Genomic DNA, 18014 nt, shown 5'->3' with positions numbered 1-18014 from the left:
CGTATGCGGCCGACGCCGAACCGCCGGGACCGCACCGCCGATAAAGCGGAACCCGCGAGGTCCGCTGATTGCTACCGTCGGTGCCGCAACGCACCGACCCACCCGCCGGACCAGAAGGACCCCTCATGCATGATGCCCGCGCCCTGATCGACATGGGTGCCGAAGCGGTACGCCGGCTCGCTCGTCGCGGTTACACGCTGGACCTGTCCGCACTGGAGGACCTCCAGTCCCGGCGCAACCAGAACATCCGCTCGGCCGACGAGCTGCGTGCGGAGTCCAAGCGGGTGGCGAGCGAGGTCCAGCAGACGGCACGTCAGGGCGGTGACATCACCAAGCTGAAGGAGCGGGCCCGCGAGCTGAAGGACGAGATCCGGAACATCGACGCGGACCAGGAGCAGGTCCAGGAGCAGCTGAACGACCTCCTCCTCGGCATCCCCAACCTCCCGTCCGACGAGGCCCCGGAGGGCGACAGCGACGCCGACGCGGTCGAGGTCAGGCGCGTGGGCACGCCGCCGGTGTTCTCCTTCGAGCCGAAGGACCACGTCGACCTCGGCGAGGCGACGGGCATCCTCGACTTCGCCCGGGCGACCAAGCTCTCGGGCCCCCGCTTCGCGGTCACGCGCGGCGCGGGCGCGGCCCTGGAACGCGCCCTGGCGACCCTCTTCCTCGACCTGCACACCCGCCGCCACGGCTACGTGGAGCACGCGGTCCCGTACCTGGTCACCCGTAAGACGATGACCGGCACCGGACAGCTCCCGAAGTTCGAGGAGGACCTGTTCAAGACGGGTGTGGCCGACCGCGAGCTGTTCCTCATCCCGACGGCCGAGGTCCCGCTGACCAACCTGTACGCGGACGAGATCATCCCGCCCGCCGAGCTTCCCCTCGCCCTGACCGCGCAAACCCCGTGCTTCCGGTCCGAGGCGGGTTCGTACGGCCGGGACACCCGGGGCCTGATCCGCCAGCACCAGTTCTCCAAGGTGGAGATGGTCCGCATCGTCGACCCGGCGGAGGCCGACGCGGAGCTGGAGCAGATGGTCGGCCATGCCGAGGCGTGCCTGAAGGAGCTCGGCCTCGCCTACCGCGTGGTCATGCTCGCCGCCGGCGACACGGGCTTCTCGGCGCAGCTCACGTACGACATCGAGGTCTGGATCCCGAGCCAGAACACGTACCGCGAGATCTCCTCGGTCTCCAACTTCGGTACGTTCCAGGCCCGTCGCGCCCACATCCGCACCCGCGACGAGAACGGCAAGCCCAAGCTCGTCGCCACCCTCAACGGCTCCGGCCTCCCCATCGGCCGCACCCTGGCGGCCCTCCTCGAACAGTGCCAGCAGGAGGACGGCTCCCTCGTCCTGCCCGAGGCCCTGACCCCGTACCTCGGCTTCCGCCGGATCGCGGCGGACGGGACGCCGGAGGCGTAGAGGCGCCTCAGCCGGCCGCCGCGCGCGGCACGCCGTGGAACACCTCGCGCGCGTGCCAGGCGCGGTGGTCCGGGGCGACCGGGGCGGCGGAGGGCTGCGGCCCGATGAGCGGGCGGCCGGCGAGCGCTATGACGTGCGCGCCGGCCGCCGCGCTGTGGCCGACGAAGCTCTGCGACACGAGGATGCGGTCGTCGGCACCGAGGCCGAGGACGCCCTTGTCGAGCAGCTTGTGGTGCAGGGAGCAGAGGCAGAGCCCGTTCTCCACCTCGTCCGGCCCGTCGAACGCCCACCACCGCACATGCGCGGCCTCGAGTCCTACGGGGACCGCGCCGATGCGCCCGTCGTACCCGCAGAACGCGCACCGGTACTCGTACGCCGTCAGCACCCGCTCCCGCATCCGCGGATCCCGCCCGCGACGCACGGCCGTCCCCGCCTCCGCGATCTCGGCCGGTTGGAGCTCCAGCCCGACCGCCTCGCACAACTCCTCGTGCAGGGAGGGCGGGAAGTTGAGGTCGAGCAGCACCCGCGCCATCCGCCCGAGCAAGGACGGCTCCCGCCGCAACGCGTCCCGCAACTCCGGCACCAGCCGCCCGGTCGCCCCCGTCGCCCGCAACTCCCGTACGCCGGTGCCGGGACTCCCCGCCCCGCGATCGGTGCGCACCTCCCACACCCCGTCACTCACGAGGTGGTGGAACGGGTACGCGGGCGTCGTCGGGCGCCCCGGCCCGTACTCGTCGAGCAGCCGCTTGAGCTCCGCCTCCACGGAGCTGTACCGGAGTTCCCCCGAGCCATCCCGCTGAAACCGCGCAAGCGCGTACAACACCAACAACGGCTTGTGCGGCGCCCGAGCCCCATTCCGACTCCACTGCCGCAGGGTCGCGGTCCGTTCCAGCCAGTCCATGCCGCCAGTTTGCAGTACGCGTCCGGACTGCTGACCTTCCGGACGTCACGCTTTTCCGTTGGGTGCGTTGGGTAGAGCGTGAATGAGATGCTTTCCCGCAGGTATGCGACGAGCGGTGGTCCGAACCTGCTCCTGCGGCCTCTGGCCGCGGTCCGATGGGCACGTTCCGTCGCGTTTGAGGTGCCGGCCGTGGAGCTGGTGCAACTGGTGGTCGGAGCCGGTGCGGCCCGCCGTCTGAAGGTCGCACGCTGGTACTTGGACGACGCTCCCGAAACCCTCGCGTTGGAGGAACTGGCCCGCAAGGCTCCGGAGGACTTCGGTCTGATCGGGTCGATCACTCTGGGCGCGGACGTGATCTATCCCGAGCGATCCAGCGAACCGTTCGCCGATCGGCTCTGGATCCATGGCATCGATCTCATTGACGGCTACCAGCGACTCAAGGCAATTGCCGTCGTACTCGATGAAATAGGGCCCGCGCACCTGGCGGATATGTTGCTGAAGGTCGAGGTGTACTGCGGTGCGGAACGTGAGCGGGCACGCAGACTGCATGGGTACGCGGACACCTATCAGAGTTTTCGGGACGCCCAGGACAGACTGAGTCTGTGTCCCAATATCCGGCGATTGACGGAGGCCGATTGGGAAAGGTGGTCCTTCGATGTCCGGCGGGGGGTTACGACGAGGCCGAGCCAGGTCGCCTATTCCATGGCCGAGGTGACCCGAGCGCTCGCCTGCGTGTCCGGACCGGGGCCGGGGCACGTCCACCGGGTCGTGAGTGCTGACGGTCTGATGGGCCTGTGGGACGACAGGAACTCATTCTCCTACCGGACGCTTTTCCACTCTCGAATGAGCCCACTGGGCGTCATGCGGGCAGTCGCGGTGAAGAGGGCTGCGCAAGGCGCTTTGGAGGAGATCCCGAAGAGTCGGCAAAAGGGCCACGGCCTTCTCATCAAGTACGCTCCCGATCTGCTGCATTGGGCTAGCTGTCGCTTCCTCCCGCTGGATCGATTGCATGATGAATCGTTCCCGTTCGACTGGCACGAAACCCTGCAACAGGAGATCAGGAAAAGGACCCAGGTCGCTGTGAGCGAGCTGATTCGACGCTACGAGGAACTTGTTCCGGCTTCGAACAAGAAAGGTACCTACAGCGAAACTGCCCCGGTGTTGTCTCTGTGGACCGAACTGACCGACGGTCTCTGATACCCGAAGCAGTCAGCCACGGCTCCAATCAAGGGTCCCGGGAATCTCGTCCTGGTCCGACGCCATGCGCTGGCCTGGCATGCCGAGGATGTTCTCCACATCGGAGCTGGTGATGCTTTTGAGGTTCAGCCCCGAGGCCGCGACCAGGACGATGTGCGCCTTGCGCAGGACATCGCGTGGCTTCCGGGTGGACCGCTCGAAGAGGCTGTCGACCGCCTCGGCGGTAAACGGAAGCAGATCGTCCTCCCGTTGCGCGCCCTCCTTGGTGGCCGCGGCGAGATAGGGCTTGAGTAGTTGGGCCGCTTGGGTCGCGTCGCGCAGTGGCGGAAGTTCCAGGGTGCTGAACCGGTTGCTGGGTGTGAGATCGAAGCTGGGCAGATCGGCGAGGGCCCAGGCGTGCTTCATTGTCAAGGAAGCCCTGGGGTGCATGGTGGCGATGAGAGTCAGCATGTCCGCCATCGGAAGCGTCTCCACGATGACGTCGCGGAACCGCTCCACCTCCAGTTCGCGCTTCGCCTTCGCGGTTGTGCTGCTCGCCAGGTCCTCCAACTGGTCGCAACAGAGGAGAACGTGCTTCATGCCGGCCGCTGCGGCGAAGATCAGAAACGTGGCCATGTGCACCGCCCCGTTGCGGGAGCGCGAGATAGGAGAGATCTTCGTCAGATAGTCAGCGGCAGCACCGGAGTCCTCGTCGCACAGTGCGACGATCAGCTTGTCGTCGGGCGGGCCCAGGGTGCGGCCCCGCAACGCGCGATGGGTATCGGCGACTGCTTTGGTCAGAGCCTTCACGTCGGGGTCGCCGATCTGCTCGGCCAGCCGGTCTCGCAGACGTTTGGCCAAGGGTGCCGTGCCGTCCGACCGGAACTTCACCGCGTACTCGACGGCAGCGAAGAGAGCGGCACCCAGTGATCTGACATGGGCGGTGTCAAAGCTCGTGAAGAGCGAGCAGATGGGGACCTCGGCAGCGTCGGCGGAGTCCAGCCCCGCCTCCCGGTAGACGTCGACGCCGAAGTCCGCGTTGATCCGCCCCACCAGATGCTGCATGAATACGGACTTTCCGAACCCTCGGGCGTCGGAGTCGTTCCGGCTGACGCCGGCCGACCACAGGTAGCCGAACTTGAGTCCCGAGAACGCCATGCCCAGGACGAACTTCTCAATGGCTTCCCGGAGTTCTTCTGCGTGTACGTCCGGTTCGTAGAGCAGGCCGTTCTCGCGGTCGTCCGTCCCGCCGATCCGGGCCATGCCCGTGGCTGGAAAGGGATTGGTACGGAATTTCCATTCACGCTTGACCCAGACGACGCCGGGAACGCGGGCAGGGGTACTCATCCGACGGGCACCTCCTCGCTACGGCGCGGACGGAAGAGAGTCATCACATGGAACACGCGGTTTCTGCCGCTTCCCTGGCCCAGCACGAGCGGGCGGACGGAGCCGGGTGTCCTCAGCTGGGTTGCCTCGTCCAGGTGGACCCGGAACTCGAGGTCGGGCAGCTCGCCGCGGTAGGCCGCGCCGATGGCAGCGTCGAACTCCTCGTCGCTGATCCGTAGCTTCCAGCAGACCGCTGCTCGAATGCGCCACACCGGGTGGTACGAGGCGTCGTCCAGATGTCCGTCCGGGGTGCTCCAGATCTGCGGGAGGGTCTGGAGGACTGAGAGCCGGACATCCGGGCCGACCGAGCGGTGGAAGTCCACCTGTTCACCCGTGCCCACGACCCGGCCCGTGCCCCAGAGCCGCAGGGCGGAGGGCCCGGGGCGTAATAGCTGAAGTTCGCGAGGCCGAGGAACCTGGTCCAGCGCCGCAGCAGTTCGTGGCTGATGTAGTCCATCGTGCAACCGGCCGACGTGAACGCGAGCCGGACTGCTGCCTCCTCGCACAACAGCATGAACCGCTTCCGAGTGACCGGAGGATCGGCTGGGCTCGTGTTGTCGGTCGGCCGCTGTCTGGCCCGGGCATCGGCCCGGTGGACAGCGCGGGTCACGTAGTCGCGAAGGCTCTCTTCAATGACCTTCGGAGGTGCCGTCCAACCCAGGTCGCCGGCTCGGCATGCGTCTGTCACATGAGCCACGAATGCGGTGAGGTAGCGCTCGTAGTCGCCGGCTGAGCTCCCGTCATTGCGCAGCAGCGGCACAGTGAGGTGATCGGTCGTGCTGTCCGGTCGTGCGCCGACCAGGCGCAGGTATCCGTCGAACTGCGGGTGTGCCCGCAGCAGCGCGCCGACCAGGGCGTTGTAGCCGTCCAGCCTGTTGCGCTGGATCAGGTCCGTCCAGGCGAGTCCGGAGGGGGTCACCTCGTACGTCACGTCGGCATGGGCGTAGGCGGATCGCGGGGTCGAGGGCAGCACATGACGCTCCACCCAGCCCAGCCGCATCAGTTCCTTGAGGACGTCCACGGTGTTGTGCACATAGGTGGTCGAATCGATGCGTCGGCGGTGCCACTTCGCCGAGTCGAAGGAGCCGTCGTGGTCGGTGCTGCGCGCCAGCGCTTCGGCGCGGTCGAGGATGGCCAGGCGAATCCGTTCGAAGGTTTCGCCCCGGGCGACTGCCAGGGCGGCGGATTCGATGTACGTCAGTTCTTGCAGCCGCGGGATCCCGGCGCCTCCCACACTCATCGGGCAGTGCCCCCCTTTTGCACACTCGAACAGCTAATCGCATTATCGGGACGGCTCATTTGATTCCTTTTCGAGGTCTTCGCTGGCCTCATAGGGCATGAGGCCAGTATGCGCGTTCCGAACGGCTTTCGGGTGAGCGGGGCGTCCGCGGGCCGGCTGCGGGCCGGGAAGATATTTGTATATCGGGCTCTCATGGGGCATGAGACCGGCACCCAGAAAATTTATTTCGCTGAGCTTCCGGAGTCGCTGTGCGGAATGTCGGGTTCGCCTACAGTTCATCCCGATCTCCACTCCGGGGCCCAGGAGAATGGTTGATCGAATCTTTACGAGCAGGTGTTCGAGGCCGACTTGCCTCGTGACGCCCGGGCATTCCTTTGCCCGCATCCGGTTGGAAAGGAAATAAAGCAATGTGTGAAACGAATCTCGCGGTGGCCGACGTCATCGAAGTGACCCTTCCCACCGAGTTCCACCCCGGTTGGAACCGCCTTCCGGGTATCCAGGTCGTGGGGCGGACCCTCACCATCGACCCGGCCGAGTACTTCTTCCGGCTCGAGTCGCACAGCTGGCTGGTGGCTGACTGGGAGAAGGTCCGGACGGGGCTTCTGCCCATTCACGAAACGACCGGCAGCGCGGTCGAGCAGCTGGCCCTGGACTTCATCAAGGAGCACGCGAAGCCGACCGCCGACCCGGCACTTGTGCTGCGCACCGCCTACGAGGTCTACGCCTATCTCTTCCGGAGTGAACTGCTCGAGTCCGCCGGTCTGCCGAACGTCACGGCGGACCACCTGCGGATGCTGTGCGAGGCGGCCACTCTGATGGCGCTCAACAAGGTCGAGCTGGACGGCCACATTTCGAACATCGGTCCGTGCTGGTTCTTCCCTGCGGCGACCTCGGTGGTCTTCGGACTGGACGAGGAAGAGGGCCGGATGCTCGATGAGCTGTACCACGGCGGCTGGTTCAACGAGCATCGCCGCATCGAGTCCGTGAAGGCCCATGCGGCCCTGGGCGGGCGTCTTGTGCACGGTTGCCAGGCAGCGGCGGACCAGTCCGGCGGTGTAGTGGCGCCGTACGGCACCACCATGTCCACTTTCCGTCAGGACCTGGAGACGTTCAAGGCGGAGTGGATCGCTCGCGTATACGCACACTCGGTCGAGTTCTCTGGCTGACCACCCCGCCGCCGGGGCGCTCCCGCGCCCCGGCGGCGGTACCCGTTTCGGCGTAGCTGTAGGCCCCGACCCAGCGCATCGGAGATCAGCGTGATCAGCAAGTGCTCCCCTTGGTACGACTACGCCGTGCAGGCCCGGCCGATCGCCGGCGAGCCGTCACCCCCGCCCGCTCGCCTTGAGTGGGGTACGTATCCGGGAATCGGACCGGGTGCCGAGCTGCTGGGTCGCGCGCTCCGGGGCCGTCGGATTCTGGAACTCGGTTGCGGCGACGGACGGAACGCCGCCCACCTCGCGGGTCGTCACCATGCCCAGGTGACCGCGATCGACCTCATCGACCTGCAGACCCAACACGCCCTCGAGCAGTACGGTCTTCTGCCCGGGCTGACCTTCCTCACATGCGACGCGATGCGGTACCTGCGACAGACCTCGACGGTCTTCGACATCGTCTATTCGATCTTCGGCGCGGTCGGGCTGGTCGATCCCCGGCTTCTGCTCACCGCGATCGCCCTTCGCCTCCGGCCGCACGGCATCCTGGCCTTCTCGATTCCCCACCCGCAGCGCGCAGGCACCGCGGCAGCCAGTGGTGCCCAACCACGCCACAGTCCCCTCCACCTGCCCGACGGCAGTCGACGCCTGGTCGCTCGCTGGGAGTTGGACGCCGCCGGCTGGCGTAGAGCCCTGGCCCAGGCCGATATGCGCATCACCGCCGCTACGGAGCTGGGTCATCCCGGTAGGGACAGGCCTACCGCCCTCGTGATCACCGCGCGACGGAACTGATCGCCGGAGGCCCAGATCGCACATGCGGTCCCGGCCTCCGGGCATTCAAGAGAATCTGGCTAGCGGTTCTTCCGGCGTGATGCCTTCGCCTGCTTTTGCTGCCGCTTCCGCGCTTGCCCGGCCTGTTTCTGAGCTGCCAGAACCCGGCGCTCTGCTGGGGAGAGCATGGCTCGGCGAAAGGCCGACTCCACCAGTTGCTCATTCTCTCCAAGCCACTCAGGAGCCTTCCCGGCCGTTGTCTCGTCGACGGCAAGTGCGGCGGTAAGCGCCTCTTGCAAATCAGCGGCCCGGTTGTAATTGATGATGTCGATGGGTGCGCCGTAGACGACTCCCGGGCCCACCGCGGTCTGCTCGAACGAGAAGTCGTTGTAGGCGACGATCGCCCCTCCGCTGCCACGGGCATCCCCCTTGGGCAGTCCGGCCCCGTACATGTCCGAGGCTTCGCCGCGGCGGCCTTCAGGACTGCTCAAGAAGGGGCAGACCATCGCTGCGTAGATCATGCAGGTCCGATGACCCGGGGCCTCGGCTGTCGGTGCCGCGTTGAGGTACTCCTTCTCGATGCCCAGGAGCGCGTTTATGATCTCGGCTTCGTCTCCGTTGACGACCCGCCAAACGGGGCCCGGCTGCATCTTCTTACCGCAGACTGTGCATCGCCGTTCCTCCACGCACAGAAATACCCGACGCATGCTGGTGCTGGCGAACTGCGGAGTTCCGTTCTCCCACGGCGTGATCGCCGGAACGGGGTACCCGCGGCTGTCCAGGGGGCGGGCTGCAATGCCAGTAGGCATGGAGATGTCAGTCGTTCGCATCAGGTGACTATATGGCTCGGGCGCGTTGACCTGTACGCAACTGCGTCGGCGACATGACCAGGATCGCCGGACAGTGCCTTAGCGGCCTGGCGCCGTATGCAGCGCGATCGCGGTCAGGTGTGGCAGTGCTTCCGGCGCGGTGCTGGGCAGTGCGGGGAACGCGCGCGTCCAGCCGCCTGTCCCGAGCAGTCGGTGCACCGTGTGCCGGGCCGTCTCCGGCCTCGACGGGGTATCCCTGGAGGCGGCTCGGGCGAGGGCGAGGCAGAGCCGGACAGTGCGGTCGTCTGCCTGTGGGTCGGTGGTCGGCGGAATCTCAACCCCCGCCAGGTGAGCCGCGACGGCGCCGAGAGCCAGTGACTGTTCCGCCGGGGTGGAGAGTGATTCGGCGTGACGCCATGCCAGCTCGGTGTCGCCGTCCACGGCGGCGAGCAGGGCGATCTCGGGTGCGGAACCGGGCCCCGGCCGGAGCGAACGACGCCATCGGCTGACGGTGGTTTCGGCGGTTTCGGCGGTTTCCTCGGAGAGGACGCCGAGTCGCCCGAGGAGAGCGAGGACCGTCATCGTCGGCGCATGCTGCGGCGCGGGTGAGCCAGTCACCTCCCGCACGGCCTGGTGCAGGGAATTCCTCAGAGGCGAGTCGGGCGCCAGCACGTCCGGGGCTGCGAGCAGCAGGGCCGCCAGCTCCGGGAGGACCCGGAACGGGCCGGTCCGGTTCGGCGCCGCGATCCGTCGGGCCAGTTGCGCGGCGAGGCTTTCGGCGAGACGCGCCGCCTCCTCGGGGCGGTGCCGGGCGAGGCCGACGGCGACTGCCCCGCCTGCCTGCCGCCTCTGCGTACTGGTACCACCCTTGATCGGAGCCAGGGCGGCGCTGTCGGCGCCGGCGTAGGCGAGGGCTTGATTCACCCGGGCGGCCAGGACGGGATCAGCGTCGTCCGGGAGCAGTTTGCGCGCCGCATGGGCGTATTCGGCCCCGGCGGCGTCGTGCCCACTGAGGCAGGAGCCCACGGAGAGGGCTGCCAGGTGCCTTGCCCGGTCTACCGGTTCGGCAAACCGGGTCACCAGAGCCGTTGCGTCGTCGAATGCGCCGATCGTGCCGAGGGCCTGGCAGAGATCCGCAGTCCAGGGATTCTGATTGCCGGGGGCGTTGGGGGCGGTCGGAGTCTGGAGAAGGGGTGCCGCCCGTAGCGCTGTGTCCAGAAGGTCGCGGCTCGCCTCATGGTTCCCCGCGCGGAGGAGGTCCTCCGCCTCCTGGAGCAGGAGGCGGTGCGGGGGCATGTCCCGCGGATCACCGGTAGGTGTGGGGAGGCCCCAGGTTCTGCGGTGCGGGGGTGTACGGCGAGGGGCCGGAGGAAGCGGTACATGCGGCTTCGGAGCGGGGTCGGGGACCGGCACGGGACCTTCCCGGCCGCCGGCCTTCCACTCGTCCATGGCCCGCTTGTGCCGATCGTTCTTCCGGTCTTGCCGCCGCCGTCGCTCCTGCTTCAGCGCGCGCCGTTGTCCCTCCCGCTCCGCCTCCTTATCGGCCAGCTCACGTTCCTGATGGGCCAGGCGCTCTTCGGCCCTGTGGATGACCCACTTGCCGCGTTCCGCCATGAGTTCCCCGAGTACGCCGGTGCTCAGGGGCTCCGGCAGGGAGTCCAGTTGCTGATCGAGGCGGCGCAGGTCCCCCGGCGTCGCCTTGGTGTCCGCCAGGGCGTGCGCGAGGCGGGCCAGCGCTCCCTTCAGTACAGGTCGCATGCGGGCCTGTTCCTCATCCGGTAGCCCGGTACGCGCGACGGACAGAAATCCGGAGGAGAGTGCCTGGGCTTCTCTCACCAGGACGGCCGCCTTACGCGGCCTTGGGGCGGGAAACCGTACGAGCGCCGATGCCGACGCCGCCAGCACCTCCACCGCTCCGAGGGCGTCGTCACGTTCCACCTCGGCGCAGATCTCCTCGATCCGGTCTCCCGCCAGGCTGCTGTCCACGCCCTTCGCCCGCGCCAGCGCCGCCCAGATGTCCACCGAGGCCGCCTGAGCCCGCGGAGGTCCGGCGCTCAGCGTCTCGGCGCGTGCGATCAGCGCCGGTACGAGATCGAGGTCGCCGAACTCGGCCAGCAGCCGGCCCGCGTCGGCGATTTCACCGACCCCCGCACCGTGGCCGTCGACCACGGCAAGGAGCAGCGGTTTGGCCGCACGGGAACCGGCGGCTCTGTGAACTTCGACCGCGGAGGCCAGGAGCCGGGCCCAGACGTCGATCGGTGGGTGGCCCCCGGAGGAGGTTTGGGCGCCCCGGTTCCGCGGCAGGCATTCGGCTGCCTCCCGGACCACGGCGTCCGCACAGGGCCGCTTGGCGAGCGCCAACTCCACGGCCAGGTCCGCGAGATGGACCGCTCGGACAATCGGGTCGGATGCGCTCAAGGCGTGTCCGCGTGCCCGCGCGACCTCCCCCAGGCGGGCCAGGAGCGGGGGAGCTCCTTCGGGCACCTCGCGGGCTCCCCGTCGCACCATGTCCCGTGCGGCCGCCAGTGGGACCAGCGCCGCCAGATCGTCGGAGGTGCCGGTGAAGGTCGCCTCGAAGAAGCTGAGTTGGTCCAGTGCGGCTCCCACGCCGGCCGCTTCGGAAAGGCGGTGCAGCCGGGCGGGATCAAGGACGTACGCCGTACGCGCGGAGAGGGCGGAGAAGAGGACCGGCGGCGCCGCGAGCGCAAACGGCGGTGTGGCAGTCGGCCAGTCCGCAGCCTGCCAATTCTGTATCCAGGCAACAAGCTGGTGGGTGCACTGGGCGACCCCCGCGTCCCCCAGCTCCTCCCACACTTCGCGTTCGAGCTGTGGACCGGCCAGGCGGTACGCCCCGGCGACCCGGTCGTCCAGGACCAGGGAACGTCCGGCAGGACCTTGGAACAGCCGGTCCAGCCGATCGCGCGCCACTCCGACCAGGTCCGCCAGGTCCTCCGTACGCAGGCCACCGCCCGATACAGCCAGCATCCCGGCCACCGATCTGCCCAATGCGGTGGGGTCCGGGCGCGGTTGCCGGTCATGGGCAGCGCCCTCGACGTGCCCGAGAACGTGCCGGTACGCGATGTCGCGCAGTGGATGCGCGGACGGCAGGTCGTCCGGAGGGCGTACGCAACTGCGCAGCGAGACGAGGACGCGCATACCCCGGGGCGGGGCGGGCGGCAGCAGCCCGGCGATGCTGTCGGCGGCGGCGCCGGGCCAGGCCGCGTCATCGTCCAGCCCATCGACCACGAGCAGAAGGTTCCGCTTCTCCCGACGGCTCTTCGCCGCGGCCCGGGCGAAGAGCCTGTGCCACTCGGCCGCCCCGTGCGGCGGCTGCACCGGATGCTCACCGAGGAACGTACCCACTTGGCGGGCCATTTCGGACTCGAACGCGGCCAGGGTGTCGGTGTGGTGCGCCGAAGAGACGAAGTAGCTCAGGATGTCGACCTTGTCCGGCCGGTGGCGCAGCACGTAGTCGGCGAGCAGCGAGGTCTTCCCCGTAGGGGCGTCCGCGCACCAGCACAGATAGGCCGCTGCTCCGGCACGGGTCTCCCGCGCGAAGGCGTTCATGACCGCGCGCTCGGCGGTGCGGTCCCGTGGCGGTGTGGTGGGCGCCTCGTGAGCCGGGCGATGCACACCGACGTAACGCTGTTGTGCCTGACCGGCCGCGCTCTCCCCTTGAGCGGCGCGCAGAGCTTCCGCCCACTGGGCGTCGGTGGGGCCCTCCTGGTCTGCGGTCTCCCTCAGTAGCTCCACGACGGACCAGAAGGCATCCTCGTCGCCGGTGACCGGTGCTGACCTTCCGTTCATCCAACCTTGGAGAGTGCTGCGGGCGACGCCGGTCCTCTTCGACAGTTCCCTGAGGGCAAGGTCAGGGTTGAGCAGACCGCTCAACATCGAGCCCAGCCTGCCGCGTGCCGTCTCCACCTCGGTCACCGCATCGCCCCCACCTGCGCCGTCCGAAGGCCGAACCGTTCTCTTGTGACTCGCTGAGCTGCGGAAATCGCTGATTCGGGCTCGCTGCTGGTGGTGGGCCACCCGCTGTTTTCCCGAAGCTGAGCCCCTGACCGCAGCAGCCGGTGGCCGGCTCCCAACCGAAGGATGGCACATGTTCCCGATCTCCCAAATGCTTTCCAGCACCACGCTGTTGAGTGGTTACGCCGTCCTGATCTACATGGGTGCCCTCTTCGTCGTCGTCCTCGTCTCAGTCCTCGCGCCCAGCCGGGAACGACGCGCGGACGCCCACAAGACGCTCGGCATCCTGGTTCGACTGCGAAGGCGGTGAGGGGCGTGTGCCGGGTCCGTAACGCGACACGGTCATGGTTAGAGATGGGGCCGAATTCCCGAAACGGCTGCGGCAGGGCGCCGCCGTCGGTTTCACTGGTTCTCGAACGGCCCGCTTCATCGGCCGTGTTGACGCCCCCTGCTCTGACGGGTGGGGGCGCGAGGCGTCGATACGGAAGGTTGATTCATGGGCAGGTTCATGTGGGGATGGCTGCGACGGCGTGGAGGCGATCTGGTACTCATCGTGATCGCCGCAGTGGTCGGGGGAGTTGCCGACCGCGTCTTCCAGGTGGCTGTTCTTGACTCCAGGAGCGGCACAACGCCTCATCCCGCGTGTGCGGGAGTGTCCCCGCGACTCGGTCGGACTTTTCTGGAAGCCCCTTCCTCCCCGCGCGTGCGGGGACGTCACCTCCCGGAATGACCTCATGCGTTCCCGGGTTCGCCGCTCACGCACCAAGGACGGTGGTGGAGAAGCATGTCCGATGACCCGTTCCCCCTTCCCGCTTCCGCGTTCCGTCCCTTCGCCTGGGACCCCCGGTACTCCCCCTGCGTTCCCACCGTCACGCTCGACGGTCACTCCGCGCATCACTCGCTCTGCGCCCTGCTCCGGCACGCCGACGAGCTGTTCACGGTCGAGTGCTCGTCGCCGGGCGAGGCGGTGTCGGTTATCGAGTACCTGCTGGCGATCTGCTTCGCTGCCGGAGTCTGCCCGGGCTCGGACGAGGAGTGGCGGGACTGGATCGAGAGCGGCCGGGATCTCTCGCCGGCCGCCGACTGGCTGGACAGGCGTCCCGATGACGACTGGGACCTGTTCCACCCGAGTGCCCCTTGGGCCAGAGCAGCGAGCTGGCCGGTGACTTCGGCGAATCCAGTACAGGGACAGCCCAGTTGGTCATCGAGCATGCCGGGGACTACAACCAGCATTTCGACCACCACCATCTCGAACGGGCCCACCCTCTTCCGGCCGCCGAAGCATTTCGGGCGATGCTCACCCAGCATGCGTACGGCCTCTACGGGCGGGCAAGGATCTCCGGGAAGCGGCTCGGCGCGAAGGTGACCAACCTCGCCGCCGGCCGGCTCAACGGCCGTATCCGGGTCGTCGCCCTGGGCCGGACGCTCGGTGAGACGCTGCGTCTCAACCTTTACCCGTCCGACGGGCCGACCGGCACGCTCAACACTTCCTGGACGACTCCGGACGGATTCCGGCGTCGGCGCTTCGAGGGCCCGTCCGAGCCCCGCACGCCAGAGGGCCCGGCCGATCTGCACAGCGCGCTGGGGCGTTCGGTGCTGCTGCACCCCGCAGCCGGTCCGGGCGGGCAGACCATGGTGGACCGAGTGCTGATCGGCGCCGGTGAAGTCCTTGCCATCGACCAGGAACGCCACTCCCAGGACGCCGTGTTCGCCACCACCGCGGGCGGTGTACGCAAGCCGCTGTGGCCCTCGCCCACCAGAGCGCTCTGGCAGGACGCCCACGCTCTCTACGGGGCGGTCCGCGACGACCGTACGGGGCTGTACGCGCGGCTCCGTTCGCTCCGGCTCCGGAGCGACGACGCCGGAGCCCCCTACCAGCTGTGGGCCGTGGGGCTGCTGGCGAACAAGACGCTGCCGGTCATCTGGACGTACGGCTCCTACCCGTACGCCCCGCACATGGAACGGCACCTCTACCAGGCGTCCTACCGGGGCTCCGTCCTCGCCGAGTACCTGGCGTGGTCCCTGAGGAAGGCGGCCGTCATCGCGGCCGAGACGGCGTTTCCGGCGATGCGCACGGCGGACGAGGCGGGCCAGGTGGCGAGGCTCGACGCCCGGCAGATGTTCTGGCCCGCCGCCGAGGAGCCCTTCTACGCCTTGCTGGACGAGGTGATCGACCGGGGGCCGGAGGAGGACGACCCGGTCTCCGAGCCGTGCATCGCGTACGCGGCACTCCTCCTGAAGACCGCCCGGGCCCACCTGCTGCAACGCCTGGACGCACTCCACCTCCTCAGCGCCGACAACAACCTCGCCCGGGCCCGTGCCGTACAGCTCTTCGAAAACCTCGTCACCGCACGGAAAGCGCCCGCCGAACTCCGAGGGGAGACCGCCCATGGATGAACTTCCCGGCCGGCCCGGGTCCGAGCCTGCGCGGCCTCCGTTCCCGCACGACAGCGCGGCGCTCACCGCCTGGCTCGCGGCCCTCGTCCGCAACCGCGAATACGGCACCCTGGCCGAACTGCGCCGGGCCCGCGGCGGCACCAGCGCCCACATCCGGGCCGGCTGGTACGGCGGTGACGACCATCGTGACCTGTTCGAGCGGGTGGCCTTTCTCTTCGCCGTCTATCACCAGGGCCGTTCCGTCGTGTCGTACGGCGGCGGGAGCCTGGGCGCGGCGGCCCGACGGATCGGGGACGGGGGCGGACGCGGTCCCGACAATCCCGGTGCCCGGCGGTTGCTGGACAGGGTCGTCGCCAGCCGCCGCATCCCTTGGCGCCACCTCCAGCACGCGGTCGCTCGCCTCAGGTCCTGTGAGCAGCCACCGCCTTCCTGGACCGGGTTGACCGACGACCTGATCAAGTGGAACGACCGGCAGGCGCGCGTCACGTACCAATGGTCGGTCGAGTTCTACATGCCCGCGTCGATGGCCAGGGGCGCCCTACCGGAACCGGCCGTCCCGCCCGGAGCCGACACTCAGAACGAACTGAACGCGCGGAAGGACTCCACCTCGTGACCGAGCCACTCAGCAGGAGCCAGTTCCTCTCCCTCCACCTCATCGAGACCCTGGCCGCCGTCCTGCCCGTCCGAGATGAGAACGGTCAGCCCAAGACGCTGGTCTTCGGCGGTGTGGAACGGCATATGATCACCAGCCAGGCCCGTCGTCGCGCCGAGCGGGTCCACGCACGCAACCGGGCCAACGCCGGTCGCGGAGCCCTGAGCGGGCGCAGCATGGGGGTCCGTACCCGTGAGTGGGCGCTGCTGACCGGCCGTGAACTGGAGTCGGCGCACGGATGGGACCGCGAACACGCGGTGGCCGTCGCCCGGGCGGTCATGGAGGGGTGCGGGCTCAAGTTCGGCGACCCGCAGAAGAAGACCGTCGCCAATCTGACCAAGGTGCTCGTCTTCGCGCCGTCGGACACGGCGACGCGGATCGCCGCCCACCTCGCCGCCCACGAGGCCGAGACCGAGGAGTGGTACGCCGAGTACACCGAGGCCCTGGCCCGGGCCGAGGCGGCGAAGAAGGCCCGCCGGGCCGCCTCCAGGAAGAAGGCCGACGCAGCGGCGCCGGAAGCACCGGCCGAAGACGCGGCGGCCGGTTCCGTGACCCCGCCGCCCCTGCCCAAGGCCACCCGTGACGCCGTTCTGCTCGCCCTGGCCCCTCGTGACGCCGTGGACATCGCTCTCTACGGCCGCTTCCTCGCCGAGATCCCCGACTCCCCGAACGTCGACGGCGCGGTGCAGACCGGGCATGCCTTCACCGTGCATGAGTCCGAACAGATCGAGGACTTCTACGCGGCCGCGGACGACGCCAAGCTCGACCGTAAACGCAACGCCCTCGACTTCCTCGACGCCGCCGACGACGCCGGCGCCGGAATGACCGGCTATCAGTCCCTCATCTCCGGCACGTTCTACCGGCATGCCGTTCTCGACCGCGTACAGCTCCGCACCAACCTGCGGGTGGCCGGGATGGCGGAGGAAGAAGCTGAGCAGGCCGCATCCGAGGCCGAACGGGAGTTCGTCAACGCGTTTGTGGAGGCTTTCCCGGAGGCGAAGAAGAACTCGACCGCCTCCACCGGCTCCCTGCCCGTGCTCGTCCTCGCGTTCGAGGGCGAGCGCCCTTACAACTACGCGTCCGCGTTCCAACGGCCGGTGGACGAAGGGGCCGAAGGTCCGGCCGGACCCGTCGCCGTGCGGAGACTGCTGCGCCACCACGACTTCGTCAGCGGCCGTCGCGACGATCTTCGTGCTGCCAAGCTCCTCACCTACGACCCCGAAATCGACTCGCTGCTGGAAGAGCTGGGGCTTCCGGCTTCCCTCGAAAGGGTTACGCGAGCCGAGGGACTCACTTCGTGACGGGCCGCCACGTCCTGCTCATCCGATTGGCCGCGCCTCTCCAGTCCTGGGGCATCGCCGGCCGGTTCGCCCACCGGGACACCCACAGCCGACCCACCAAATCGGGAGTGATCGGCCTCTGTGCGGCGGCCCTGGGCCTGGACCGCGAGGCTCCGCTGGGAGAACTTTCCGAAGTCCGCTACGGCGTTCGCGCCGACCGTCCCGGAGTCCGCGTCCGTGACTATCAGACGGTTGGCGGTGGCACCTTCCCGCTGCGTCCGCGTGATCTGGTCACCGACCACCAGCGCGCGGCGAAAGCCACCGCAACCGCGCCACCCGGTGTCTTCGGCCGAGTCGACCTGTCGGCCTGGTACGGCTCCCCCAAGTACGTCACCACCGATCCGGCATCCGGCGCGCTCGTTTCCAAGGAGGTCCGTCGCCATGCCCTGATCACCGAGCGCTGGTACCTCGCCGACGCTGCCTTCCTGGTCGGCCTGGAACATGCGGACCAGGTGCTTCTGATGCGGGTCGCCCATGCCTTGGAGCATCCGAAGCGCCTGCTCTGGCTGGGCCGCAAGGCATGCCCGCCGACGGGCGACCTGGCCCTCAGGGTCGTGCCGGGGACGCTGCGGGAAGCATTCGAGTCGCATGCCCTGCTTCCCGACGCAGCCGTCCCACAGGGCGCCACGGGCGCCCGCCCCTGGGCATGGATCGAGAGCCCCCGGCCGCTGCCCGGCGCCGGTGTGCCGGACCAGCCCGTCCGCTTCGACACGGACGGTGGCGTCCACGGCCTCCGCTGGGAGACCCGCCACCGCATCACGATCACCCCGCACGCCCACGGATGGGACATCATCCTGTGAA

Annotated in this window: 13 protein-coding genes and 1 pseudogene; 9 read left to right on the top strand and 5 right to left on the bottom strand. The window is 68.6% G+C overall.

Annotation, left to right across the window (positions count from 1 at the left end; genetic code table 11):
• Positions 1 to 125 precede the first annotated feature (125 nt).
• A complete protein-coding gene (serS, locus tag NEH16_RS15270; protein WP_265542889.1) occupies positions 126 to 1418 on the top strand; it encodes a serine--tRNA ligase in 1293 nt (430 codons plus the stop codon).
• 7 nt (positions 1419 to 1425) lie between these two features.
• On the opposite strand, the gene NEH16_RS15265 is transcribed toward serS, so the two are convergent.
• Positions 1426 to 2319 (bottom strand): phosphorothioated DNA-binding restriction endonuclease, encoded by an 894-nt coding sequence (locus tag NEH16_RS15265; protein WP_265542888.1) that lies wholly within the window; start codon positions 2317 to 2319, stop codon positions 1426 to 1428.
• A 189-nt stretch (positions 2320 to 2508) separates the two neighbouring features.
• Between NEH16_RS15265 and NEH16_RS15260 the strand changes: the two genes are divergently transcribed.
• Positions 2509 to 3516 carry a hypothetical protein gene (locus NEH16_RS15260; RefSeq protein ID WP_265542886.1) on the top strand — a complete coding sequence of 336 codons (1008 nt, stop codon included), beginning with the start codon at positions 2509 to 2511 and terminating at the stop codon, positions 3514 to 3516.
• A 12-nt stretch (positions 3517 to 3528) separates the two neighbouring features.
• Here NEH16_RS15260 and NEH16_RS15255 read toward each other — a convergent pair whose 3' ends face one another.
• A complete protein-coding gene (locus tag NEH16_RS15255) occupies positions 3529 to 4842 on the bottom strand; it encodes a hypothetical protein (RefSeq protein ID WP_242442100.1) in 1314 nt (437 codons plus the stop codon).
• A gap of 112 nt (positions 4843 to 4954) precedes the next feature.
• Positions 4955 to 6121, bottom strand: coding sequence for a hypothetical protein (locus NEH16_RS15250; protein WP_265542883.1), 1167 nt, complete (start codon positions 6119 to 6121; stop codon positions 4955 to 4957).
• 428 nt (positions 6122 to 6549) lie between these two features.
• Here NEH16_RS15250 and NEH16_RS15245 point away from each other — a divergent pair, with 428 nt between their 5' ends.
• On the top strand, positions 6550 to 7287 hold the full coding sequence (locus NEH16_RS15245; protein WP_265542881.1) for a hypothetical protein: 738 nt from the start codon (positions 6550 to 6552) through the stop codon (positions 7285 to 7287).
• 90 nt (positions 7288 to 7377) lie between these two features.
• A complete protein-coding gene (locus NEH16_RS15240; RefSeq protein WP_343299516.1) occupies positions 7378 to 8064 on the top strand; it encodes an SAM-dependent methyltransferase in 687 nt (228 codons plus the stop codon).
• Between the two features lie 59 nt (positions 8065 to 8123).
• Here NEH16_RS15240 and NEH16_RS15235 read toward each other — a convergent pair whose 3' ends face one another.
• Complete coding sequence (locus NEH16_RS15235) at positions 8124 to 8873, bottom strand: hypothetical protein (protein ID WP_265542879.1); 750 nt, start codon at positions 8871 to 8873, stop codon at positions 8124 to 8126.
• 78 nt (positions 8874 to 8951) lie between these two features.
• Positions 8952 to 12785: a hypothetical protein gene (locus tag NEH16_RS15230; RefSeq protein WP_265542877.1), complete on the bottom strand. Its 3834-nt coding sequence runs from the start codon at positions 12783 to 12785 to the stop codon at positions 8952 to 8954.
• Between the two features lie 190 nt (positions 12786 to 12975).
• On the opposite strand from NEH16_RS15230, the gene NEH16_RS15225 reads away from it, so the two are divergent.
• The 5 genes and pseudogenes from NEH16_RS15225 (at position 12976) to cas5e (ending at position 18013) form a co-directional block, all read left to right on the top strand.
• Complete coding sequence (locus NEH16_RS15225) at positions 12976 to 13134, top strand: hypothetical protein (RefSeq protein ID WP_199879125.1); 159 nt, start codon at positions 12976 to 12978, stop codon at positions 13132 to 13134.
• 474 nt (positions 13135 to 13608) lie between these two features.
• Positions 13609 to 15221, top strand: a pseudogene (locus NEH16_RS15215) (type I-E CRISPR-associated protein Cse1/CasA).
• The gene (gene casB, locus NEH16_RS15210) at positions 15214 to 15834 is read left to right on the top strand and encodes a type I-E CRISPR-associated protein Cse2/CasB (RefSeq protein ID WP_265542872.1); all 621 of its coding nucleotides are present in this window, start codon (positions 15214 to 15216) and stop codon (positions 15832 to 15834) included. The pseudogene NEH16_RS15215 and the gene casB overlap by 8 nt, the downstream one beginning before the upstream one ends.
• A complete protein-coding gene (locus NEH16_RS15205) occupies positions 15831 to 17174 on the top strand; it encodes a type I-E CRISPR-associated protein Cas7/Cse4/CasC (protein ID WP_265542871.1) in 1344 nt (447 codons plus the stop codon). Before casB ends, NEH16_RS15205 begins: the two co-directional genes overlap by 4 nt.
• Positions 17171 to 18013 carry a type I-E CRISPR-associated protein Cas5/CasD gene (gene cas5e, locus NEH16_RS15200; protein WP_265542868.1) on the top strand — a complete coding sequence of 281 codons (843 nt, stop codon included), beginning with the start codon at positions 17171 to 17173 and terminating at the stop codon, positions 18011 to 18013. The genes NEH16_RS15205 and cas5e overlap by 4 nt, the downstream gene beginning before the upstream one ends.
• Position 18014 lies beyond the last annotated feature (1 nt).

The organism is Streptomyces drozdowiczii, from assembly GCF_026167665.1.
GTDB classification, from domain to species: Bacteria; Actinomycetota; Actinomycetes; order Streptomycetales; family Streptomycetaceae; genus Streptomyces; species Streptomyces drozdowiczii_A.
Note: the sequence above shows the minus strand (reverse complement) of the source record. Positions and strands in the feature narration are given on the sequence as shown.

Coding starts and splice junctions, on each gene's coding strand:
- serS (WP_265542889.1), top strand. CDS start 126: ATGCATGATGCCCGCGCCCTGATCGACATGGGTGCCGAAGCGGTACGC.
- NEH16_RS15265 (WP_265542888.1), bottom strand. CDS start 2,319: ATGGACTGGCTGGAACGGACCGCGACCCTGCGGCAGTGGAGTCGGAAT.
- NEH16_RS15255 (WP_242442100.1), bottom strand. CDS start 4,842: ATGAGTACCCCTGCCCGCGTTCCCGGCGTCGTCTGGGTCAAGCGTGAA.
- NEH16_RS15250 (WP_265542883.1), bottom strand. CDS start 6,121: ATGAGTGTGGGAGGCGCCGGGATCCCGCGGCTGCAAGAACTGACGTAC.
- NEH16_RS15235 (WP_265542879.1), bottom strand. CDS start 8,873: ATGCGAACGACTGACATCTCCATGCCTACTGGCATTGCAGCCCGCCCC.
- NEH16_RS15225 (WP_199879125.1), top strand. CDS start 12,976: ATGCTTTCCAGCACCACGCTGTTGAGTGGTTACGCCGTCCTGATCTAC.
- casB (WP_265542872.1), top strand. CDS start 15,214: ATGGATGAACTTCCCGGCCGGCCCGGGTCCGAGCCTGCGCGGCCTCCG.